Source organism: Psychrobacter sp. SHUES1 (genome assembly GCF_001652315.1).
GTDB classification, from domain to species: Bacteria; Pseudomonadota; Gammaproteobacteria; order Pseudomonadales; family Moraxellaceae; genus Psychrobacter; species Psychrobacter faecalis.
Genome location: NZ_LXWA01000048.1, coordinates 1 through 22448, shown reverse-complemented (window position 1 = coordinate 22448; position 22448 = coordinate 1). Strand labels below are relative to the sequence as shown.

21 protein-coding genes, 1 tRNA gene and 1 other RNA gene are annotated in these 22448 nt (G+C 42.4%); 15 read left to right on the top strand and 8 right to left on the bottom strand.

The window, feature by feature from the left end:
• Window positions 1–33: 33 nt before the first annotated feature.
• The 6 genes from A7325_RS06465 to A7325_RS06435 all read right to left on the bottom strand — a co-directional run bounded on the left by A7325_RS06465 (window position 34) and on the right by A7325_RS06435 (window position 6490).
• Window positions 34–741, bottom strand: coding sequence for a hypothetical protein (locus tag A7325_RS06465; RefSeq protein WP_068405914.1), 708 nt, complete (start codon window positions 739–741; stop codon window positions 34–36).
• Between the two features lie 34 nt (window positions 742–775).
• Window positions 776–1309: a hypothetical protein gene (locus A7325_RS06460; protein ID WP_068405912.1), complete on the bottom strand. Its 534-nt coding sequence runs from the start codon at window positions 1307–1309 to the stop codon at window positions 776–778.
• A gap of 209 nt (window positions 1310–1518) precedes the next feature.
• Window positions 1519–1932, bottom strand: a complete 414-nt coding sequence (locus A7325_RS06455; RefSeq protein ID WP_068405909.1) for a hypothetical protein — start codon at window positions 1930–1932, stop codon at window positions 1519–1521.
• A 493-nt stretch (window positions 1933–2425) separates the two neighbouring features.
• Entirely contained in the window at window positions 2426–4894 is a 2469-nt protein-coding gene (locus A7325_RS06445; RefSeq protein ID WP_068405902.1) for a YgiQ family radical SAM protein, read from the bottom strand.
• 229 nt (window positions 4895–5123) lie between these two features.
• Window positions 5124–5882 carry a hypothetical protein gene (locus A7325_RS06440; RefSeq protein ID WP_082894321.1) on the bottom strand — a complete coding sequence of 253 codons (759 nt, stop codon included), beginning with the start codon at window positions 5880–5882 and terminating at the stop codon, window positions 5124–5126.
• A gap of 140 nt (window positions 5883–6022) precedes the next feature.
• Entirely contained in the window at window positions 6023–6490 is a 468-nt protein-coding gene (locus A7325_RS06435; protein ID WP_068405899.1) for an Lrp/AsnC family transcriptional regulator, read from the bottom strand.
• A 272-nt stretch (window positions 6491–6762) separates the two neighbouring features.
• Here A7325_RS06435 and rarD point away from each other — a divergent pair, with 272 nt between their 5' ends.
• Window positions 6763–7785 carry an EamA family transporter RarD gene (gene rarD, locus A7325_RS06430; RefSeq protein WP_068405895.1) on the top strand — a complete coding sequence of 341 codons (1023 nt, stop codon included), beginning with the start codon at window positions 6763–6765 and terminating at the stop codon, window positions 7783–7785.
• A gap of 114 nt (window positions 7786–7899) precedes the next feature.
• On the opposite strand, the gene smpB is transcribed toward rarD, so the two are convergent.
• Window positions 7900–8376 carry an SsrA-binding protein SmpB gene (gene smpB, locus A7325_RS06425; protein WP_068405891.1) on the bottom strand — a complete coding sequence of 159 codons (477 nt, stop codon included), beginning with the start codon at window positions 8374–8376 and terminating at the stop codon, window positions 7900–7902.
• A gap of 248 nt (window positions 8377–8624) precedes the next feature.
• Here smpB and coaD point away from each other — a divergent pair, with 248 nt between their 5' ends.
• The 13 genes from coaD (at window position 8625) to A7325_RS06360 (ending at window position 19938) form a co-directional block, all read left to right on the top strand.
• Window positions 8625–9134 (top strand): pantetheine-phosphate adenylyltransferase, encoded by a 510-nt coding sequence (coaD, locus tag A7325_RS06420; protein ID WP_068405888.1) that lies wholly within the window; start codon window positions 8625–8627, stop codon window positions 9132–9134.
• Window positions 9135–9255: 121 nt separating this feature from the next.
• Complete coding sequence (locus A7325_RS06415; protein ID WP_068405886.1) at window positions 9256–9504, top strand: YfhL family 4Fe-4S dicluster ferredoxin; 249 nt, start codon at window positions 9256–9258, stop codon at window positions 9502–9504.
• 3 nt (window positions 9505–9507) lie between these two features.
• On the top strand, window positions 9508–10845 hold the full coding sequence (bioA, locus tag A7325_RS06410) for an adenosylmethionine--8-amino-7-oxononanoate transaminase (RefSeq protein WP_068405883.1): 1338 nt from the start codon (window positions 9508–9510) through the stop codon (window positions 10843–10845).
• Window positions 10842–11561 (top strand): dethiobiotin synthase, encoded by a 720-nt coding sequence (gene bioD, locus A7325_RS06405; RefSeq protein ID WP_068405880.1) that lies wholly within the window; start codon window positions 10842–10844, stop codon window positions 11559–11561. Before bioA ends, bioD begins: the two co-directional genes overlap by 4 nt.
• A gap of 89 nt (window positions 11562–11650) precedes the next feature.
• An RNA gene (gene rnpB / locus A7325_RS06400) (RNase P RNA component class A) lies at window positions 11651–12017 on the top strand.
• Between the two features lie 138 nt (window positions 12018–12155).
• Window positions 12156–12232 (top strand) — tRNA-Met (locus A7325_RS06395).
• A 308-nt stretch (window positions 12233–12540) separates the two neighbouring features.
• Window positions 12541–14340, top strand: coding sequence for a translation elongation factor 4 (gene lepA / locus A7325_RS06390; protein ID WP_068405877.1), 1800 nt, complete (start codon window positions 12541–12543; stop codon window positions 14338–14340).
• Window positions 14341–14442: 102 nt separating this feature from the next.
• On the top strand, window positions 14443–15345 hold the full coding sequence (gene lepB, locus A7325_RS06385) for a signal peptidase I (protein WP_068405874.1): 903 nt from the start codon (window positions 14443–14445) through the stop codon (window positions 15343–15345).
• A gap of 169 nt (window positions 15346–15514) precedes the next feature.
• Window positions 15515–15910 carry a DUF4845 domain-containing protein gene (locus A7325_RS06380; protein WP_068405871.1) on the top strand — a complete coding sequence of 132 codons (396 nt, stop codon included), beginning with the start codon at window positions 15515–15517 and terminating at the stop codon, window positions 15908–15910.
• 150 nt (window positions 15911–16060) lie between these two features.
• Window positions 16061–16858, top strand: a complete 798-nt coding sequence (gene rnc, locus A7325_RS06375) for a ribonuclease III (RefSeq protein ID WP_068405869.1) — start codon at window positions 16061–16063, stop codon at window positions 16856–16858.
• A gap of 270 nt (window positions 16859–17128) precedes the next feature.
• A complete protein-coding gene (gene era / locus A7325_RS06370; protein WP_369958256.1) occupies window positions 17129–18205 on the top strand; it encodes a GTPase Era in 1077 nt (358 codons plus the stop codon).
• A 74-nt stretch (window positions 18206–18279) separates the two neighbouring features.
• Window positions 18280–19065, top strand: a complete 786-nt coding sequence (gene recO, locus A7325_RS06365) for a DNA repair protein RecO (RefSeq protein WP_068405867.1) — start codon at window positions 18280–18282, stop codon at window positions 19063–19065.
• Between the two features lie 75 nt (window positions 19066–19140).
• Window positions 19141–19938: a pyridoxine 5'-phosphate synthase gene (locus A7325_RS06360; RefSeq protein ID WP_082894320.1), complete on the top strand. Its 798-nt coding sequence runs from the start codon at window positions 19141–19143 to the stop codon at window positions 19936–19938.
• A gap of 19 nt (window positions 19939–19957) precedes the next feature.
• On the opposite strand, the gene A7325_RS06355 is transcribed toward A7325_RS06360, so the two are convergent.
• The gene (locus A7325_RS06355; protein ID WP_068405865.1) at window positions 19958–20545 is read right to left on the bottom strand and encodes a Tfp pilus assembly protein FimT/FimU; all 588 of its coding nucleotides are present in this window, start codon (window positions 20543–20545) and stop codon (window positions 19958–19960) included.
• Window positions 20546–21085: 540 nt separating this feature from the next.
• Between A7325_RS06355 and A7325_RS06350 the strand changes: the two genes are divergently transcribed.
• Entirely contained in the window at window positions 21086–22270 is a 1185-nt protein-coding gene (locus A7325_RS06350; protein ID WP_068405862.1) for an OmpA family protein, read from the top strand.
• The last annotated feature ends 178 nt before the right edge of the window (window positions 22271–22448 follow it).

Below are 22448 nucleotides of genomic sequence, written 5' to 3'. Positions count from 1 at the left end.
GCATCATTTTAAGTCTATGACATTATAGCTATTTTAATTTTCTGAATAGATATGCTTATTGCTTAAATAACAACCGTAAAAGTCGCCACCGCCACCAACATATCTTATAACTTCACTTCCTCTAACTTGAAAGAAAGGATAGTCGCGTAAAGCATTTGCTTGAATTAATACTTTGTCATATATAGGTACTAGTTTTTCTTCCAAACTGATAACATAAACTAAGTTTAATATATGTAGGGCTGCAAATGAGTTTAGTAGGTTTTCTAAATTAGCCTTTTTGAAGTTTTCAAGCCTTTGGTGCTTGACTGAATTATAGTCTTTCCACCAACCTTCATAGTTTGAATTTTTTTCTACGTCCTCATTACTTTTTTCTGTTTTAGTATTTTCAAATAAGATGCTAAAAGGTTGAAAGTCTAAGTCGAATCCGCTCATATTAAGCGTTAGAATGGTTTCTTCGATTTTGGGGAAATAGTCTTTAATCATCTTTATGTGATGACCTATGTTAGGCCTTTCTATTTTCTTTAGATGTAAGTTATCTCTTATATGCTTAAATATACTATCTATCTCAGTACAAATTGCAAAATACAATTGCATATTTTTAAATGAATAGCTTTTAGAATTATCTTCATTGATAGCTATATATTCACTTATTTCCTTGAGAGATTTCTCTAAAGATAGGTAATGTAGCCAAAAAGGACTTGAAAGGTCTATAGTGCATCTTTCTTGCATGTTCTCAGTCATTTAATTGCCTTATTTTATAAGATTAATTACCCTTCTATTTCGCCACCTCTCCATGTCCTTTAACCTCACCCTTCTTACTATCCGGCTGAATCACGATAGGTAATACCAGTCCCTTAGCAAAGTCATCGGACAGCACGTAATCATAGCGACTGGCAGCGACATCGGACGTGGTATAAATAATAAGTTTCATCTCTTTATCATCGGTTAGCTCATGTGAAGTATAGGTTTCGCTAAGCTGATCGAGTACTTTTGAGAGGGCTTCATTGCTTGCCATACTTACGGTCAGATTGTGCTGCGCGGTGGCATTATCCACACCGAAATACTCCGCATAATCGCGCACATTTTGGCTATCAAGCGCAAACGGATAATCATAGTTGGCAGGGTCAACAGCTTTTTCGCCGCTTGCGACCAATGACCAGTCGATAGTATGCACGTCTGCTGCGTCAGGTGTTTGCGTAGTAGAAGATTTAGCAGTGTCATTAGAATCGTTGGCGCTATTATCGCAGCTCATTAGTGCCGCCAAGCCTATGCTAGCCATTATCATCATACTTATGAGACGCTTAACCATCGAACTATCCTTTTATCATGCAATTATTATGAGCGCTATTTTGCCAGTTTTCGCGTTGCTTCTCTAGCATAATAAAATAAAGCATTGGCGAGTACGCTTTTAAATTTCCAGCCATAAAAAAACAGCCACCATTCGATGACTGTTTATATTATTGCTAGATTGAACAATGATAGGTTAATCATTATTAATGCACGATTAAACCAAAATCATTATCTGCCTATTTGGCAGTTTACTTGGTATTCTTTACCGTCTGCCCATTTCATTGCAAGGATACCTTTGTCTTCTTTCATGTGCCAAGCATAGACTACTTCTGGGTTTGACTCATTGACATAGCTTGCCGTATCACCTTGGACGCCGCCATTTAGAATGATAGGTTGGTCGGCCCAGTTTACTTTAGGTAAAGTCGCATTTAGCATAACTTGTTTTTTATTGATTGACTGTTTTGCCAAGATTTTGCTGTCATCGGTACAGGTATAAGGGGCTGGCGCCATACGGTCATAGGCGACATCGGTCACGCTTTCTGACGCAGGGGTTTTGTTTGGCGTAGTAGGTGCGGTGGTCGCACAGGCACTAAGTAGCGCTAGAGTAGGTAGGGCAACAGCAACTTTGGTTAGGGTATTCATGGCATTCTCCAAAAATGTAAAAATTAGCAGGTATTTTTCGACTATGCTTTTTCTAATCGTGCGCTTTTTAACGGCGCCTTATGCATATAGCGCCTATGTTAACGAAAAGACTTTCTAGATAATGTTAGAAATTGTTTGTTACATGTTCGTTAAGTTACTTAAACACTGGTTAATGTAACGCTGACCTTAATAGCCTTTGTAAAATAACTATAGCGGATGAAAAATAATATCAATACATCACGCACTGCTAATATCAATTTTTCTTGCTTGCTGTGCCTACGCAGACAGAGGCTACAAAAAATTGATATCAGCAATACCGCCGCGTTTTTAGGATATTTTGACTATAAGCTCAAACAGTTATTTAAAAAGACCAATATATTTAATGGGCAAAACATAAAAAAGCGCCTATCGACTGCTGAGCTGATAGGCGCTTTAATTTGGGCATGGTTAAGACAAAAAAACGTTAACAGCTGCTTAACTGTTTCGTATTGAACTATTTAGTCTTACGCGGTGGCAGACCTGTATGCTGTGTTTGGAAGTTGCCTTTACTGACTTTTTTGTGATTTTTGCTCGATGTGCTTTTACCCGAGGTGTTTTTTGCAGCGTTAGGACTATTATTACTGCGTTTCACTGAGTCATTGCCCAAGCGACTGTTCTTTTTACGCGCCGATTGATAGCTGTCTTGCGCGGCATCGCGACCTTCTAAACTGGCGTTAAATGGCGGGATTAAGCAGCCGCGACCTTTACCAATCAAATCCCCACGTCCCATATCTTGCAGCGCTTTACGCAGCATGACCCAGTTTTTTGGGTCATGATAACGTAAGAAAGCTTTATGCAGTTTACGCTGCTTGCCAGACTTGACGATATCCATATCGCCCTCACTGCGACTCACTTTATGCAGTGGGTCTTTATGCGTATGGTACATGGTGGTCGCGGTCGCCATCGGACTCGGATAAAACGCCTGTACTTGGTCAGCGCGGTAGCCATGACTTTTTAGCCACAGCGCAAGATTCATCATATCCTCGTCTCTAGTGCCGGGGTGAGCGGCGATAAAGTACGGAATCAGATATTGCTCTTTGCCGGCCTCTTGGCTGTACTGCTCAAACATGGCTTTGAATTTATCGTAGTTGCCCATGCCAGGTTTCATCATTTTTGACAGTACCGCTTCTTCAGAGTGCTCAGGGGCAATCTTTAGATAACCGCCAACATGATGGCTGACCAATTCTTTGACGTATTCAGGGTCTTTAATCGCCAAGTCATAACGCAAACCTGAGGCGATAAGAATCTTTTTCACGCCTTTGATATCACGCGCTTTACGGTATAGCTGGGTTAAATTACTGTGATCGGTAATCAAGTTATCGCAGACATCAGGATAGACACAAGACGGCTTACGGCAGTTCTTCTCTATCGTCTCGTCTTTACAGTTGAGTCGATACATATTGGCGGTCGGCCCACCAAGGTCAGAAATAACGCCAGTAAAGTTTGGCGCCGTATCACGAATCGCTTCAACTTCACGCAAGATAGACTCTTCTGAGCGGTTTTGAATAATACGACCTTCGTGCTCAGTGATTGAGCAAAACGTACAACCGCCAAAACAGCCACGCATGATATTGACCGAAAATTTAATCATGTCATAAGCAGGAATGCGCGCATCGCCATAGCTTGGATGCGGCAGACGCGCGTACGGCAAATCAAAGACGTAATCCATCTCTTCGGTTGAGAGCGGAATCGGTGGCGGATTGAGCCAAACGTCAATCGAGGTATGCGAGTTACCAGCGCCGCTACTATGACGCTGCACCAAGGCACGCGCGTTACCCGGATTGGTTTCAAGGTGTAAGATACGGTTGGCATGTGCGTACAACACTGGGTCAGCTTTGACGTGCTCATAATCAGGCAGGCGAATGACCGTTTGCTCACGCGGCGGCATTTTAAGTTTATGTTTACGTGCGGTTTGTGGTTTATCAAAGCCGCGCATTTGCACCACTTGCGTATCTTCATCGACTTGCTCAGCATTTAAGACTTTATTGGTCACGGGTTCGGCGACAAAGCCTTGATACTGTTTCGCATATTGGGCTGACATGCCTGTCATTGCTGACGTAGCTTGTCCAACGGGTGAGGGGCTAGTCTTATCTTGCTCGATTGAGCATTGATCAACGTCTTCAGTCATGACATACGGATTAATAATGGGATCAACGCGGCCAACGGTATCGACATCATTGCTAGCAACCTCGGTCATGCCCGCTTGCCAATGACGGCGGGTCGGGGTCAATAAGTACGCCGTACCGCGCAAACTGCTCATTTGTTCAAAGGTGTAACCTTTTGATAAACCATGCACCACATCGACGATGGCACGCTCAGCATTGCCATATAACAAGACATCAGCGCGCGCATCCATCAAGATACTGCGGCGGACTTTGTCTGACCAATAATCATAATGAGCGATTCGGCGTAAACTGCCTTCGATTCCGCCCAAGATAATAGGAACATCAGGATAGGCTTCGCGGCAGCGCTGGCTATAAACGATAGCGGCGCGGTCAGGACGTTTGTCAGCCACGTTACCGGGCGAGTAAGCGTCATCACTTCGGATTTTACGATCGGCGGTATAGCGGTTAATCATGCTATCCATGTTGCCGGCGGTCACACCATACGCGTAAACCGGTTTGCCAAGCTCCATAAAGGCATCTTTGCTCTTCCAATCTGGCTGGGCAATGATACCGACGCGAAAGCCTTGCGCTTCTAATAAACGGCCGATAATCGCCATGCCAAAGCTTGGGTGGTCGACATAGGCATCGCCTGAGATGATGATGACATCACAGGCATCCCAGCCCAAATCGTCCATTTCTTTGCGGCTCATTGGCAAATAAGGCGCAGGCTCGTAGCAGCTCGCCCAATGTTTGTCGTAGTCGTAAAGTGGTTTGGTGCCTTGTTTAAAGGCGGTGCGGGCGATGGTATCGGCAGACATGAGCGGACCTGTTAATTAAAAAAGTGGCACTAAAAAAGCCGTTATCGTTATTTATAAACAACGGCTCATTTAAAAGCGCTCATTTTAACATGAATTGCTTTCATTATGTAAAAAAGAGATTTTATAATAGCGAGGTAAGTTATTGATAGTTTGGGATAATCTCTTGCTAAGAAGGATTATTAAACGTTAACAACCCTTCTTTGTTTATGTATGAATTAAACTAAAAAATTTATTGATCTAATAGTTGAAAGGGAAAGGTGACTACATCAAAGGCTAAGGCAAATGGCAATAACACCAGCTTTTGCGCGGTATTGGCACCGCTACGAGACACTTGTTGTTGATGATTTTGAGTATAAAAACTGACCGTATAAGGTTTACTTAAAGCGCGGTAATTAGATTGAATCAAGCTTAAATTACTCACTTGCGGATAGATAGCACCTTTGACAGGCACGCTAAAGCAAAAGCGCTGAGCATTGATGCGTTGGTCGCTGGCTGAAGTACAGTCGCGCCCATTGTTTTGCAAAAAGAATTGATAATCTGAGCGCTGGAATTCATCTTTTAATTTGGCATACGACAGCTTCATTTCACCCTGAAAATAGCCATCATTATTGGGCACATAAAAACTCATGTCGTTATCGACGTGGATATTTTTTGGCGTCAGATTGCTTAATAAACCAATCATTTCCGTCCCGCCTTGGGTCAGCACATAGCTGTTCTTTTCACCGACGATAACCATGGTAGCGTTGGGCATTTTTGGTAATGCCTGCGCAGGACGACCAAAGGCGACAATTTGGTCTTCAGACAAGATTTGCTTGCTAGCTTTGGTGCTGACGTGATTGTCACTTTCTAATAAAGAGCTGGTGGCGCAGCCTGAGCTGGCAAGCAATGCCGCAAGTGATGCGCCTGTTAATAAGGTTTTTGGATTGAATAACTTCGATAGGGTCTGAGCATTCTTATTGGTATCGATAGGCGGTATCTTTTTACTCATTATCAGGCTTCCTTGTCTGCTATACGGTTGATAGTTTATCTAGCATTTAATGCCAAACATTCGTTGCTATCGTACCTGTTTTAGCGATGACTTATCCACTTTTATTAATGATAAAAATTGCATGGGCTTTGTAGCTGATATTAATCAAGCAAAATCTTGGTGCCGCTCTTGGTAAAGTTCATTACAAACTGGCTTTTAAAGCTGCGCACATTGTTCTCGTAAGTCAGCAAATTACGGGTAAATTCATGATAATCGTTCATGTTTTTGGCATTGACCATCAACATAAAATCGGCATCTCCTGACACTTCATAGCAGCTCATTACTCGCGGCTGATCATGCATTAAGCGCTCAAATCGATGCTGCATCGAGGTATTGGAGCGCGACATCTCTATCATGACCACTGCCGTAAGCCCGTAACCGACCTTATTTGGATCAACAATAGCGACTTGTTTGGTAATCACACCGCTATCTATTAATGCTTGAATACGGCGCTGGGTGGTAGCGATAGAAACATGTACACGTTCTGCGACCGTTTTTAACGGCAAAGTCGCATCGTCCTGTAGCAAATTTAAAATCGCTTTATCGGTATCGTCTAAAATATGGCTCACAGTATCTCTTCCCTAGAAAATCACAAATATTAATATTTTTATTATAAATATTATTGTTAATGATATAAATATAAGAAAATAACTAAGTTTTAGTAATTTCCGAAGTAAATTTATTCTAATAAAAGATTATATAGAAATAATTTCTCATAGCATCTTAGTAAAATAGACGCTATTGATTAAAGCTTAGCAATCAAAGCTTGTGAATAATTGAATAAGTAAAATAAAGAAATCGCTAAGCCTTCTAACGTCTATTTATATTTACGGTGCTTATCATGTCCAATCCAACGCCCTCTAATGTCTCTACTAATATGCTCGCAGCTACCGTTTCACGCTTGCCGTTGCCTGCTGTTTGGACGGCAGGTAGCAAACAGCAGCGTACATTAATAATGGGCGTGGCGCTGGCGATATTATCGAATTTGTTGTTTGGTGTACTTTATGCCTATAGCAGTTTTTTAGCGCCATTATCTGGCACCCAAGTTTTTATCTGGCGTATGCTAGCGATGTGGGCGGCGCTAATAGGGTATTTGCTGATTAGTGGGCGTTTAGGTTTACATCTCGATAAATTAAAGGCGCTGCGCACGGTAAAGCAATGGGTATGGTTATTATTACCAACGCCGATATTTCTCAGCCAGTTTTGGCTGTTTATGTGGGCGCCAGTTAATGGTCAAGGCGTGCAAACCGCAATGGGTTATTTTCTCTTTCCACTGATGATGGTGGTGTTTGGTTGCGTCCTATTTGGCGAAAAATTAAGCCGTCTGCAATGGTTGGCCGTTGGCTTTGCCGCCCTCGGCGTCGGTAGTGAGATTGTACGTACCCAAAGTGTTTCTTGGGCGACGCTTTGGGTCTGCGGCACTTATCCTGTTTATTATATCTTACGCCGCCTACAAGGTATCGGCGCGATTACAGGTTTGCTGGTGGATTTGACCATCTTTGCACCGTTTGCCGTCGCCTATTTATTATTCATTGCGCCGAGCAGTTTAGGATTGGTTGGCAGCTCTAGCTTTTTTATCATGATGTTGGTAGGACTTGGCATGCTTAGCGTGCTGGCGATGAAAACCAATGTTGACGCCAGTCAAATGCTCCCTGTCAACGTTTACGGTATGATGAGCTATATTGAGCCGGCGTTATTATTTATCTTAGCAATCACTGTCTTGGGCAATCCTTTTGAATCAGCGATGATTTATAGTTATGGCTTAATTTGGCTCGGAATCGCTTGCCTAATCGCGCACGGTATCCGTCAATTACGCCGCGCTCATAAAGAGTCAAAAGTGAGCAAAATTGCCCAAACGGTCTAAAATTTGCTCCGTTAAATTAATAAGTTTACCTTAGCAATGTCATAAAAAAGGACGACTCAACAATATGCTGAATCGTCCTTTTTACATTAGATTAAAACTTATCTTACGAAAATTTTAATCCAAATGCTGCTTAAAGCCGCGCTGCTTATCACGCTCCCAGTCGCGGTCTTTTAGCGTTTTACGTTTATCATGCTGCTTTTTACCAACGGCAAGCGCAATTTGGCATTTCACTAAAGAGTTTTTCCAATAGCAAGATAATGGTACGCAGGCATAGCCTTTTTGATTGACCGCACCCATGAGTTTCTCAATTTCGCGGCGATTAAGCAGCAGCTTACGGGTACGGATGCTATCAGGGCTGACATGCGTTGAGCTTGAAAGCAGCGGCTGGATATGGGCGCCAAACAAGAACGCCTCATTATTACGAAAGATAATATACGCTTCGGTAATGGTCATTTTACCGGCACGAATGGCCTTCACTTCCCAGCCTTGTAACGATAGACCTGCCTCAAAGGTCTCTTCAATAAAATACTCGTGACGAGCTTTTTTATTGGCACAGATTTGATTGTCAGGTTTTTTTGATTTTTTTGACATAATTTCTCCATAAGGACTTCAAACTACATGGTTTGTATAAATTGTCCCGGTCTAACTGTTCCTCATTCTAACCCTTAAATGTAGATATTTTTTTACCTATTAAGAGCGATGAGTCGAACCGCCTATTGTAGCAAAGCGCACAGCGAAAAGGTAAATCGGCTGTTAGGACAAATGTAGCAGATAAGTAGGAAGTTTGAGCAAAATTTGCTAGCATATGGGTCATTATCATTAACCATATTAGCCCTGTTATGAGCCTTTCTGCTACTTCTTCAAAATTGCACACCAAAATTTTATACCCTGGTACCTTCGACCCGATTACCAACGGTCATGTCGACTTGGTTAAACGCGCGGCTAAATTGTTCGATGAGGTCGTCATCGCCGTGGCCTCTGGTCATCATAAAAAACCTTTATTTGACTTCGAAGAGCGCGTGCATTTGGTTGAGACGGTATTTACGGATTTGCCGCAAGTGTCGGTGATTGGCTTTGAAGGCTTGCTGGTCGATTTTATGCGCGAAAAAAATGCCACCGCCGTATTACGAGGTCTGCGAGCGATGTCAGACTTTGAATATGAGTTTCAGCTGGCCAATATGAATCGCGAGCTTGATGAAAACTTTGAAGCGGTATTTTTAACCCCGTCGCAAAATTACTCGTTTATCTCATCAACCATGATTCGTGAAATTGCCAAACTTGGCGGCGATGTGACGAAATTTGTGCCACCTTGCGTTTCAGAAGCTTTTATACAAAAACTCAGCAGCTAAATTTAGCTAAACGCTTAACAAGCTAAGCTTTAATGATGGGCTGGTGGTTTAATATTAAGTGTAATCGTAAACCACGGACGTACTCATTTATTATCAACTGCTAGCAAATAAGGAGCAGTTTATGGCGTTATTAATTACCGATGAATGCATCAATTGCGATGTCTGCGAGCCTGCTTGCCCAAATGAAGCCATTTCAGAGGGCGATGATATTTATGTCATCGACCCTGATTTATGTACAGAGTGTGTCGGTCATTTTGATGAGCCGCAATGCGTGGTCATCTGTCCTGTCGACTGTATCCCGCATGACCCAAACCACGTCGAAACCCAAAGCGATTTATTGGCAAAATACAAACGTATTACTGGCAAATAAAAAATGATGAGATCCAACCCCTTAACAAATAACCTCTCAACCAACGATTTCGACCAACAGCACCTTTGGCATCCTTATGCCAGCTTGCCGCCCACCTATCCAAATATCGTTATTGACCATGCTGAAGGGGTTTATATCGTTACTAAAGATGGTACGCGCCTGATTGATGGTATGTCGTCATGGTGGGCAAGCGTTCATGGCTATAATCATCCAGTGCTCAATGCAGCGATGATTGCACAATTGGGCAAAATGGCGCATGTGATGTTTGGCGGCTTAACCCATCAGCCAGCCATAGATTTGGGTAAAAAATTATTATCCATTGTCCCGGATGGTCTTGATGCGATATTTTATGCCGATAGCGGCAGCATTGCCGTCGAAGTAGCGCTAAAAATGGCGCTGCAATATCAAATTGCAGCCGGATGTCCCAATAAAAACCAATTTGCCTCGACCCATTCTGGCTATTATGGCGATACCTGGCATGCAATGAGTGTCTGTGACCCAGTCGGCGGCATGCATAGCCTGTATGGTAAACAATTGCCTTTGCAGCATTTTGTCCCTGCACCGCCATTAGGATTTGAGCGTGAGCTAGCTCAAAATGAGCGTGATGAATTAACCACATTTTTTGCTAAACATAGCGCTCAGCTTGCCGGATTTATTATTGAGCCAATTATTCAAGGCGCAGGTGGTATGCGCTTTTATAGTCCGGAATATCTACAACTATTACGCCAATTGTGTGATGAAAATGACGTCCTGCTCATTGCTGATGAAATCGCCACTGGGTTTGGGCGTAGTGGCAAGCTGTTTGCTTGCGAGCATGCGGGTATCAGCCCTGATATTATGACCATTGGCAAGGCGTTGACGGGTGGCTATATGACTTTTGCGGCGACCCTCTGTACCCGTAAGGTTGCCGAAACCATTAGCCAAAGCGACTATCCCGCCCTGATGCATGGTCCGACCTTTATGGGCAATCCGTTGGCCTGCGCAGTCGCTTGTGCATCAATTGATTTAATCTTGTCTTATGATATCGAATCGCGTACGGCAAATATGCAAACTATCATGGATGAGCAGCTAGCCACAGCGGCAAAATTAGACGGTGTTAAAGAGGTACGTTGTTTAGGCGCGGTCGCTGTGATTGAGCTAGATGAGGCGGTTGATATGCCAGTTTTTCAGTCTTTGCTGATTGACAATGGCATTTGGGTCAGACCCTTTGGCAAATTGGTTTATATTATGCCGCCTTATGTCATTAGCGATGACGAACTGGTGACGTTGTGCCAAGCGCTACTAACCGTTGTTACTTCGTATTTGGAGCAAATTCCTGTCACCGATAGAGCTTCGCTATGAGTGTGCTATTTATATCCGGTATCGATACTGATATTGGCAAAACGTATGCCACGGGAATGTTAGCGAAAGCGCTGATGCAGCAAGGCATTAGCGTCATCACTCAAAAGCTGGTACAAACAGGCGTTAGTGTCAATTCAGCTAGTGGTAAAATGAATATTGCTGATGATATCGTCACTCATCGTCAATTAATGGGAATTCCATTGCAGCCTTGTGATTTAGACTTTACCACTTGTCTGTATCGTTATGAAAAACCCGCCTCGCCGCATTTAGCAGTGAAACTTGCCAATGCTGTTTTAGATCTTAAAATCATCACCAAATCTACGCAGCAATTGCAACAAAGCTACGATGCGGTGCTGTTAGAAGGCGCAGGTGGATTGTTAGTGCCCATAACCGAGCAGCTATTAACCTTAGATTATATTGCTGAGCAAGACTATCCAGTTGTTTTGGTAACCTCAGGGCGGCTTGGTAGTATCAATCATACCTTGCTGAGTTTGGAGGCGATTAAAGCACGCGGCTTAACGCTGCATAGCGTGATTTATAACCATATTCATGATAGTGCTGCTCAGACAGATGATGAGATTGCCAATAGTACGATTGATTATTTGAAAAACTACTTAGCGCGCCATTATCCAAACACTTACTGGCTGCAAATGGCGCAACAGACAAATAGCGCTATAGGTAATGATAATTTAGCTTTACCGCCAGATTTTATTTAAACGCTTTTATTTAAATAGTTTTATAACAACAAATAAATAAGCGCAAAACACTTTCCACACCTCATACTAATTTTGCTATACTAGCGCGCTTGGTAGACTAGGCGATCGCCGCTGCACACTGGCAACAGATGCGCAGGGGAGGAAAGTCCGGGCTACATAGGGCAGCGTGCCAGCTAACGGCTGGGCAGGGTAACTTGACGACAAGTGCAGCAGAGAGCAGACCGCCTTTGGTGTCGCAAGACATTATCGGTAAGGGTGAAAGGGTGCGGTAAGAGCGCACCGCGTGAATGGCAACATCTCACGGCAGGGTAAACTCCACGCGTAGCAAGACCAAATAGGCATCGATATGGCGCGGCCCGCGTTCGATGCGGGTAGGTTGCTTGAGCGTATCAGCGATGATACGCCTAGAGGAATGATCGTCCACGACAGAACCCGGCTTATCGGTCTACCAACTTTTTTGTTTTGCGGTTCGTTTTTATTGTTAGTATTATGCATATTTGCCGTTAATTTGAATGAAATGCGTCTTTTTCGCAAAAAATGCTAATTAGGGGTTGACGCAAGCCCTCTCTATCGGTATTATACCGAGCCTTAAATGGCGATGTAGCTCAGCTGGTTAGAGCGCACGACTCATAATCGTGAGGTCAAGAGTTCAAGTCTCTTCATCGCCACCATATATAGTAAGACCAGCAGTAGTAAAATGCCAATCATCTTATGATTGGTTTTTTTTTGCCTGATTTTTGCTTGCTGACAAAATCCACTTACTTTATAGCGGAAAACTGCTAGAATACCTTCGTATGCCTGCGCGTATTAAAAGTTAGTCATTTGCGCTGTGGGCATTTCAATTGCGGCAATACAGTAGGTACTTAAACTGTCTCTTTTGGCGTATTGGCCAGTATGAGCTATAAGTATGTATTCGACGGTTGCCATCTGACACTATGTATATCCGTTATTCAATCCTCCATTATTTAGTAGGCGCTTTGTGACTGCATTAGCCAATATTCGTAACTTTTCTATTATTGCCCACATTGATCACGGCAAGTCGACCCTTGCTGACCGTTTTATTCAAATGTGCGGCGCGCTGCAAGATCGTGAGATGCAGGCGCAAGTCCTTGATTCTATGGACATTGAGCGTGAGCGCGGCATCACTATTAAAGCCCAGTCTGTGACCTTGTTTTATGATCATCCTAACGGTGAGCGTTATCAGCTAAACTTCATTGATACGCCCGGTCACGTCGATTTCTCTTATGAGGTCTCACGTTCATTAGCGGCTTGCGAAGGCGCGCTATTGGTGGTTGATGCCGCACAAGGCGTCGAAGCACAGTCGGTCGCCAACTGTTATACCGCTGTTGATCAGGGCTTAGAGGTGATGGCGGTTTTAAATAAAATTGACTTACCACAAGTTGAGCCTGAGCGCGTGATTCAAGAAATTGAAGATATTATCGGTATTGATGCCGTTGATGCGCCGCGCGTCTCTGCAAAATCTGGTCTTGGTGTTGATAAACTGCTAGAGGCCTTGGTTGAATTTATTCCTGCGCCAACGGGCGACCGTGATGCACCGCTACAGGCATTGATTATCGACTCATGGTTTGATAACTATCTGGGCGTGGTGTCTTTAGTACGTGTGCGTGAAGGAACGATTAAAAAAGGCGATAAGCTGTATATTAAGTCGACCAAAGAGGCGCACTTAGTGGGCTCAATTGGTGTCTTTACCCCGAAACCTGTAGACACAGGTATTTTACAAGCGGGCGAAGTAGGCTTTGTTATCGCAGGAATCAAAGATATTGCTGGTGCGCCTGTTGGTGATACGATTACCCATGCCAGTACGCCTGATGTTGAGCGCATTCCTGGATTTAAGCAAATCACGCCGCAAGTTTATTCTGGTATGTTCCCAGTAGATTCTAGTGATTTTGAAAAATTCCGTGAAGCGCTGCAAAAACTACAGATTAACGATGCGTCGCTATACTTTGAGCCTGATACCTCCGACGCGCTCGGCTTTGGTTTTCGCTGTGGCTTCTTAGGTATGCTGCACATGGAGATTATCCAAGAGCGTTTAGAGCGTGAATATGACTTGGATTTAATCACCACCGCGCCGTCGGTTATTTATGAGATTGAAAAGAAAAATGGTGAAGTCATTTACGTAGATAACCCGTCAAGATTGCCTGAACCAAATAATATCGAAGAGTTCCGTGAGCCAATTGCCCGCTGTCAGATTCTAGTGCCGCAAGATTACTTGGGTAACGTCATGACACTATGTATTGAGCGTCGCGGCGTCCAAGTCGATATGCGTTTTATGGGTCGCCAAGTGCAGTTGATTTTTGATATTCCGATGGGTGAGGTGGTCATGGACTTCTTTGACCGCCTAAAATCAGTCTCGCGCGGATTTGCGTCGCTCGATTATAATTTTGAGCGTTATCAAGCTGATAAATTGGTCAAAGTTGACGTCCTCATCAATGGCGATAAAGTCGATGCCTTAGCGATGATAGTACACCAAGATCAAGCGCGTTTCCGTGGCAATCAGCTGGTCACTAAGATGAAAGAGCTGATTCCACGTCAGATGTTTGATGTGGCGATTCAAGCGGCGATTGGTAGTCAAATTATCGGTCGTAGTACGGTTAAAGCCATGCGTAAAGACGTCCTAGCGAAGTGTTATGGCGGTGACGTTTCGCGTAAGAAAAAGCTATTGTCTAAGCAAAAAGCGGGTAAAAAACGTATGAAGCAAGTGGGTAACGTCGAGATTCCACAAGAAGCCTTCTTAGCGGTTTTACAGGTTGATAATTAAACGTTCATTATCTTTTAAAAGATAAAGACACAGCAATATTTGGCATAGACAGCTTTACTGCACCAGTAGTTTGATTTTCAGCTCGTTAATAGGCAAATTCGTATGGATTTTGATTTTAATTTAATTTTAGTGCCATTAACCCTCGGCTTAGGTATTATTTGGCTATTAGAGAAGCTGACGCTCAAACAGCGTAAAACCCGCGGTCGCGGCAAAGAGAGCTTGCTGGTACGTTGGGCATATGATTTTTTCCCAGTGTTGGCGGTGGTCTTGATAGTGCGCTCATTCTTGATTGAGCCGTTTAATATCCCTTCATCGTCGATGGTGCCAACCTTGTACACGGGTGATTTTATCGCGGTCAATAAATACGCGTATGGCGTACGTCTACCGCTGACTTATAATAAAGTACTTGATACAGGCGCGCCCGAGCACGGCGATGTAGCGGTTTTTCGTTACCCAGAAAACCCAAGTATTTACTATATTAAGCGCGTGATCGGCTTGCCGGGCGATACCGTCAGTTATAATCAAGGGACGCTTGCAGTTAATGACACGCCCGTTCCTACCAAAGCGGTCAATTTTGACGCCGACGCTGAGCTGACCTCACAGCTATATCCAGCCGGACAAGTGGCACCTGGACAGGTGTTGACTGAAGACAATGCCATACGAATGGGGCAGCAAGAAGAAAGTGAGGCAAAGTACTTTGAAGAGATTCAAGGCGACAACAAACACTTGGTTCGCTATTTAGCGGATATGAATAGCTCGCAGTACGCGCCGTTTTTACAGCAAGAATCGCCGGAAGTGGTCAGCTCTGAAGGCACAGAATGGCGTATCAAAGTGCCAGAAGGTCACTACTTTGTAATGGGTGACAACCGCGATCGTAGTGCTGATGGGCGTTTTTGGGGTTTTGTTCCCGATGATAATTTAGCAGGTAAAGCGGTCTATATTTGGATGCATAAACCGCCCGGTCTTAACTTACCAACCTTTAAGCGTAATGGTAGTATTGATTGATATTATTGCTGCACTAAAGAATAATGCTGCGCTAAAGAATAATGTACCGATAATAGTTTATGCTAATATGATGGTTGTTTAATAAAAACCATCATACTAAAGGTTATATATAAGACAGTTTTTTAAATATGGCAGTTTACCTATAGCAACTTACCCCTTGAGAGGTCCTATGGTGCAGCAGTTATCTGGGTTGTCTTCGCAGCGCGGTGCTAGTGTAACGAGTGTCGTTTTTATCATTATCGTTTTGGGCGTGGCAGCTAAATTGCTCGTCGCTATTGTACCAGCGCAAATTGGCGATTACCAATTAACAAAAACCTTAAGTGCGCAGCTTAAAGAGTCCAATACCAATAAAGAAACGGCCAAGCAGTTTGTAGAGCGCGTGAATAAGCAGCTGTCTATTAACGCCGATTATGATACCAAAGCAGAAGAAGTGTTTACTTTCACCGATAAAAAACCAGGTCAATTGGCTATTCATAAGAAATATGAAACCACCAATAATTTTTTTGGTAATATCGATATCGTTAATCGCTTTGAAGGCGACATTGATGCTACTACTGCTGAATAACTTAACTATTAAAGCTTATATATCAAAACTTAAAGCGTTAAAATCAAAGTAATAAAGTACTTTGTTGTTTTTAATTTTCTAACCAATTTCTAAAACACTGGTATTGCATTATATTTACCACTGAAAAAAAGGGATACATACAGACCACGCATGAAACCAACTTCGCAGTCTCCTCAGGCGGTTCCCAATCCCCATAAAAATAGCGTGTCTGATGACACGCTTATTATTAGCGCAGAATTTATTCAACGGTTAGCGATCTTGTCGCGCAAGTTGGGCTATGTGTTTAATGATTTAAGCTTGCCTAAACTGGCGCTTACCCATCGCTCCTTTGATAGCAAGAAAAACTATGAGCGCTTAGAGTTTTTGGGCGACGCTTTATTAGGGATGATCGTTGGTGAGGCCTTATATCACCGCTATCCTACGCAAAATGAAGGCCGTCTGACGCGCATGCGGGCAACTTTGGTACGGCAGGAATCGCTAGTAATTATTGCGCAAAACCTAGAGCTGTCTAATCATTTGATATTGGGCGTGGGTGAGCGAAAAGGCGGCGGGCGCAATCGTGCTTCTATCTTGGCAGATGCGGTAGAGTCATTAATAGGCGCTATTTATTTAGACAGTCAAGATATGGATATTACCCGTGCGTGCGTGCTATCGTGGTATGGTGATCTCATAGACAATGTCAGTGACCAAAAAGCGCTAAAAGACGCCAAGAGCCGTTTACAAGAATGGCTGCAATCTAAGCAGTTTGATTTGCCACATTATGAGCTGATGGAAACCCGTGGTAACGCTCCGCACCAAATCTTTGTAGTACGTTGTCAAGTTAATATAAATAATTGTCCTGATATTACCGAATCTGGTGAAAGTCGCCGTATCGCTGAGCAAAAAGCAGCAGAATTAATGATTAATCAGCTACATAAACTGCCAGGACAGCCAAAAAGACGTACCTAGTTTTTTAAAGCTCATTTTTTAAAAACCATTTTCTCTAATACTAAATTCGATGATTTTAATAAATAATTTCAAGGAATTGTTTTTTGAAATTTTCAATCTTTTTAACATGATCAATCTTATGTCGCTTTTCTTTAAACAATTAATAAGTGGCATAACTGATGACAACCTCCATAGGATTAACCCATGAGCAATCACCGTGATTTGCCATTAAATAATGAAGATAATGCCAGAGATATGACCGAAAACCCAGATATGAGTTCAAACCAAAATATGGCTGAAGAAAATGACGTTGTACAAGATGACGCGCAGAAAAACAACGTCAGATTAAACGATACCAATCTAAAAGTTAATAACACCGAAGATACGACGTTAGATAACGATGCGACGATAGAAGAGTTCTTTTCATCAAATAACAATGCCCATATCGCTGAAGATTTTAAAGCCGGTTATGTGGCCATTGTTGGTCGCCCGAATGTGGGTAAATCAACCTTGATGAACCATTTATTGGGTCAAAAACTGTCTATTACCTCGCGTAAACCGCAAACTACCCGTCACCGTATCCACGGCATTTTGTCCAATGACGAGATGCAGGCGGTGTTTGTTGATACCCCAGGTATTCATCGCAATGAAGTACGGGCTATCAATGAGCGTATGAATAAAGCTGCCGTCTCTGCATTGGTTGATGTTGATTTGGTGTTATTTGTGGTTGATTCAGATCAGTGGCGTGATGACGATTTATTAACCCTACAAAAGCTTGGCGATACCAATCTGACCGTAGTATTGGTAATTAATAAAGCCGATACGCTGAAAGATAAAGGTAGCGTGTTACCACTGATCGAAACGTTTAATGAAAGTTTTGATTTTGCTGATATCGTCCCTGTTTCTGCTTTAAAAAATCAAAACCTAGACCGTTTGCAAGAAGTGATTGCCTCGCATTTGCCAATCGCCGATCCTATCTATGATAGCGAGCAGATTACCGATCGCTCAGAGCGCTTTTTAGCCAGTGAAATTATTCGCGAAAAAATCATGCGTAGTGCAGGCGATGAAGTACCATACGATTTGACGGTACAGATTGATGGTTTTAAAGACGAAGCGGCGCATATTGACCCAAAAACTGGTCGTCCGCGTAAAGCGGTCACTTTTATCGATGCGACCATTTATGTTGAGCGTAGCGGACAAAAAGCGATTGTCATTGGTGATAAGGGTCAGCGTATCAAACAGGTCGGTATGGATGCACGTAAAGACATGGAACAGCTGTTTGATAAGAAAATTATGTTAACACTGTGGGTGAAAGTGAAACGCGGCTGGTCTGATGATGAGCGCGCTTTGACCAGTTTAGGATATTAAGCACGATTAAAAAAGCATGGTGAGTAGATGTTTACCGCCATGTCTCTATATCACCACGGCTGAGGTAATAATCCATGCGTAATGAAGCGTTAATCGGTTATTTATTACATCAGCGCCCCTACCAAGAAAAGCGCGCCTTATACTATCTTTTTTCTCAGCAACATGGTGTCATCCATGGCGTTGGCAAAAAAGGCGCGCCGCTTTTTATGCCCCTGCAACTTTTTGCCAGCGGTAAACGCGATTTAAAAACATTCACGCAGATTAATATTGCGCCATTAAGTGCAATTCAAGATTCAGTAGCCCAAGTAGCCCAAAATTCTTTAGTGGTAAAAGACACTAACGTAAATCTAGTAGAGACGCCGCATCATGAAAATATCAGCGGACAACATCAGTATGCAGCCTTGTATTTAAATGAAATACTGTGGCGACTATTACCCACCGAAGATCCCATGCCAATATTATGGCAACACTACCAAAATAGCTTACAGCAGCTTAAGCAGCCTTTAACTGCGAACGAGCTGCGTTTGTGTTTGCGTCAGTTTGAAGCGTATTTGTTTAACGAATTGGGTTTTGCTTTAACTTTAAAACATGACAGTTTAGATCAAACTATCGAGCTCGACACCTGGTACCATTTTTTACCTGATGTGGGCTTAGTGCCAATTGTGCATAATGATGATATAGCTGTTACACAAAAAATTTTTAAAGGTAATGAGATTTTATCGATGGCAGAGCAAGGTTTATCTAGCTCAAATCTCAATGCATGGTCACGTTTGCATCGGCAATTAATTGACCATTTGCTCGATTATCAGCCTTTACAAAGTCGCTTACTTTGGCAGCAGCAACAGCGCTATCAATCTTAACTTAAGCGTAAAATACCAATATTCTATAAACTATTTTTTAGTAAATTACCCAAATATGAACAAAAGGATTTTTTTATGACTAATACTACAGTAAAGACTTCCAACTTAGCACAAACTTCAGAAAATGCCTTAAAAAAGCCTCTGTTAGGGGTAAATATTGACCATGTAGCGACCTTACGTCAGGCTCGCGGTGTCAGTTACCCTAGCCCCTTGGCGGCTGCTCTGCTATGTGAGCAAGCTGGAGCTGATGGTATCACCATTCATTTGCGTGAAGACCGCCGTCACATTCAAGACGCTGACGTTTATGAGATAGCTGAGCAGCTAACCACCAGAATGAATTTGGAGATAGCAGCAACGGCTGAGATGCTAGAGATTGCTCGTCAAGTTAAGCCGTATTGGGTATGTTTAGTACCTGAAAAACGTGCCGAATTGACTACCGAAGGCGGACTTGACGTTGCAGGGCAGGTAGCTTGGCTAACAGATTATGTTAGTAAATTACAAGCAGTCGGTATCAAGGTTTCTTTATTTATTGATCCAGAAGACAAGCAGATTGCGGCAGCGGTAAGCTGTGGGGCAGATGCAATTGAATTGCATACTGGCGCTTATGCGGAAGCGGGTTTAGCAGGTAATATCGCTAAAATGAATGATGAGCTTACTCGAATTAAGCAAGCTGTGCAAACCGCGCAACATGCTGATCCCAGGCTTTTGGTTAATGCTGGTCATGGTTTGACGCGTGATAATGTCCACGCTATTGCGCAAATTGATGGTATATATGAGCTAAATATCGGACACGCTCTTATTGCTGATGCTGTTTTTGTGGGGTTAGAGCAAGCGGTTGTTATGATGAAGTCTGCTATGCGTCAAAATGTTTAAACACTTAATGTCGTAATTTCTATTGTCCACAATCAGTAGGGTGGCTTGCATTAGGCTTATAAGTAATACCACCTCCTTGATTAAATGAAATTTGATACATGGCATGATTATAGGTTGAGGTTGGACAGTACTTAATATGTCCGAAATGGCCACGGGGTTTACCGCTATCGCCCCAGAATTTGGTGTAATGACGCTTATCTCCTACTCGTAAATACAAGGTACTATATTTAGGTTCTAAAGCCTGCTCTTCTAGCAGGTCATCAACTCCTAAGTCAAAGTTTTTATTGTCATTTGCATCTAAAAATAATAATAGCTTCTTATAGCTGTCTCTATGACATGTAGCGCCGTCATTAGAAAGACAAAGCAACAAGTTTTGTCTTTTAATGTGGCTTTCAGCTTTCGCTAACTTTAGCGTATTTTTAATTTGGCTCTCAATACGCTTCGCTTCTATGCTTGCTAATTGCTCTAAGATATAAGGCGTCGCAATCATTGCTATAATAGTCAGCACAGCGACAGTAACAATCAGCTCTATCAAGGTAAAGCCATATTTATTATGTGCTTGAAAATGAGTCTGCTTTCTTGACGATACTTTATATAATTGAATCATGAGAGATTGCTACCTATACAAGAGGTACAGCTATATATTAATAATCGATTAACCTGAATGTTGCGCCAAAATTTTAAGTATCTATAAAGTTTACGTAAGTTCTATATTGGATATTAGCAGAAAAATGTTTAGCTAAGTGAATATAGACCAAATATATGTCTACTGTCAAAGAATGTTTCAATTCGTGAATAAGGAGTTTTAACGATAGAGAAAATTAACGATTTGTATTAAAATATCTTGAAACAATAGATAGGATTCGTTTCATCATCTATTGCGACCTCACACACAAAAGATAAAGAGTGTAAAGTGTGTTAGTCGTCAGTAAGTTAAGCTGGCTAATGTGTTTTAGTTATGACATTATCGTGTAATAATGTGTAGCTGGTTAACGAAAAAAGTTGTAAACTGAATTGATAATCGCTAAGCTACTTCTTAATTGGTTTTGCTTTGTAATTTCAAATTCGTAAATGATGTCTGCTTTTGGACATCTTAAGATGCGGTTTTGCTTGACGCATTACTAAAATTATCCTTTGGAGGAAGTTCATGAAATTAAATAAAATTGCTTTGGCATTATTTGCCATTACAGCGGCTCCACTAGCAGCAAACGCTGGTGTTACTATTAGCCCGTTATTACTTGGTTATCACTACAGCGAAGGTGCTGATGATGAACAGGCAGAGCTTTTAAAAGACTATAGTGGTAGTGGTGATAGCTATTATAAAGAAAATGGTTTATATACTGGTGCTGCTTTAGGTATCGAGTTAACTCCTTCTACTCAGTTTCAGGTAGAATATGGTGTATCTAATACTGATGCTATCCGTCAAGACGGTAGTGATGCATTTGACGCAGAACAAGAAATGATTTCTGGTAACTTCCTAATCGGTTTTGAAGAGTTCAGCGGTTATACTGATAATGCATTCAAACCATATGCCTTAGTTGGTGCTGGTCGTTCTAAAATTGAAATTGAAGATGCAAGCGGTGAGATGGTTTCTGGTACTGTAGATACTATCGGTAACCTAGGTTTAGGTGCTATGTATCGTATTAACGATGCGTTAAGCCTACGTGGTGAAGCTCGTGCGATCCATAACTTTGATCAAAACTGGTGGGAAGGTATGGCTCTAGCTGGTCTAGAAGTTGTACTAGGTGGCCACTTAGCGCCTACTGTTGCTGTACCGCCAATGCAAGAGCCTTTAGTTGACACTGCTCCAGTAGTAGTCGTTGAGTCTGATCTTGATTCTGACGGTGATGGCGTACCTGATAGCATCGATGCATGCCCAGGCACTCCAATGAACGTAGTAGTTGATGAGCGCGGTTGCCCAGTACCAGTAGATATTACTGATGAGCTAAAAATGGAACTACGTGTGTTCTTTGATAACGACAAATCAACTATCAAAAACCAATACAAACCTGAAATCGCTAAAGTAGCAGAGAAGATGCGTGAGTATCCTAACTCTACCGCTCGCGTTGAAGGTCACGCTTCTAAAACAGGTCCTTCAGCACGTTATAACCAACGTCTATCTGAAGCTCGTGCAGTTGCAGTGAAATCTATGTTGACCAACGAATTTGGTATCGAGCCAAACCGTCTATCAACAGTTGGCTATGGTTATGACCAACCAATCGCAGATAACAACACTGAAGAAGGTCGCGCTATGAACCGTCGTGTATATGCCATCATTACTGGTGACAAAACCATGACTGTTGAACAAACTAAAGATATGGTTGTTCAGTAAGTAGACGCTACTAATTATGTATTAACTTAATTAGTTACAAAAAAAGTCATCCTTTGGGTTAATGCCAGTCAGTTAAGGCAAAAACTCAATAAAAGTAATAAAATAGCCCATCTAATAAGTAGATGGGCTATTTTACTATGAGACTACAAGACGCTATTAATGAGACGCATAAAAGGAT

Excerpts from the sequence above, each read along its gene's own strand:
- rnc (WP_068405869.1), top strand. The coding sequence starts at position 16,061 with ATGAAACCAACTTCGCAGTCTCCTCAGGCGGTTCCCAATCCCCATAAA.
- bioD (WP_068405880.1), top strand. The coding sequence starts at position 10,842 with ATGAGTGTGCTATTTATATCCGGTATCGATACTGATATTGGCAAAACG.
- A7325_RS06465 (WP_068405914.1), bottom strand. The coding sequence starts at position 741 with ATGACTGAGAACATGCAAGAAAGATGCACTATAGACCTTTCAAGTCCT.
- A7325_RS06350 (WP_068405862.1), top strand. The coding sequence starts at position 21,086 with ATGAAATTAAATAAAATTGCTTTGGCATTATTTGCCATTACAGCGGCT.
- rarD (WP_068405895.1), top strand. The coding sequence starts at position 6,763 with ATGTCCAATCCAACGCCCTCTAATGTCTCTACTAATATGCTCGCAGCT.
- era (WP_369958256.1), top strand. The coding sequence starts at position 17,129 with ATGGCTGAAGAAAATGACGTTGTACAAGATGACGCGCAGAAAAACAAC.
- A7325_RS06360 (WP_082894320.1), top strand. The coding sequence starts at position 19,141 with ATGACTAATACTACAGTAAAGACTTCCAACTTAGCACAAACTTCAGAA.
- A7325_RS06415 (WP_068405886.1), top strand. The coding sequence starts at position 9,256 with ATGGCGTTATTAATTACCGATGAATGCATCAATTGCGATGTCTGCGAG.
- A7325_RS06445 (WP_068405902.1), bottom strand. The coding sequence starts at position 4,894 with ATGTCTGCCGATACCATCGCCCGCACCGCCTTTAAACAAGGCACCAAA.
- lepB (WP_068405874.1), top strand. The coding sequence starts at position 14,443 with ATGGATTTTGATTTTAATTTAATTTTAGTGCCATTAACCCTCGGCTTA.
- recO (WP_068405867.1), top strand. The coding sequence starts at position 18,280 with ATGCGTAATGAAGCGTTAATCGGTTATTTATTACATCAGCGCCCCTAC.
- coaD (WP_068405888.1), top strand. The coding sequence starts at position 8,625 with ATGAGCCTTTCTGCTACTTCTTCAAAATTGCACACCAAAATTTTATAC.
- A7325_RS06460 (WP_068405912.1), bottom strand. The coding sequence starts at position 1,309 with ATGGTTAAGCGTCTCATAAGTATGATGATAATGGCTAGCATAGGCTTG.
- smpB (WP_068405891.1), bottom strand. The coding sequence starts at position 8,376 with ATGTCAAAAAAATCAAAAAAACCTGACAATCAAATCTGTGCCAATAAA.
- A7325_RS06355 (WP_068405865.1), bottom strand. The coding sequence starts at position 20,545 with ATGATTCAATTATATAAAGTATCGTCAAGAAAGCAGACTCATTTTCAA.
- bioA (WP_068405883.1), top strand. The coding sequence starts at position 9,508 with ATGATGAGATCCAACCCCTTAACAAATAACCTCTCAACCAACGATTTC.
- A7325_RS06455 (WP_068405909.1), bottom strand. The coding sequence starts at position 1,932 with ATGAATACCCTAACCAAAGTTGCTGTTGCCCTACCTACTCTAGCGCTA.
- A7325_RS06380 (WP_068405871.1), top strand. The coding sequence starts at position 15,515 with ATGGTGCAGCAGTTATCTGGGTTGTCTTCGCAGCGCGGTGCTAGTGTA.
- A7325_RS06440 (WP_082894321.1), bottom strand. The coding sequence starts at position 5,882 with ATGAGTAAAAAGATACCGCCTATCGATACCAATAAGAATGCTCAGACC.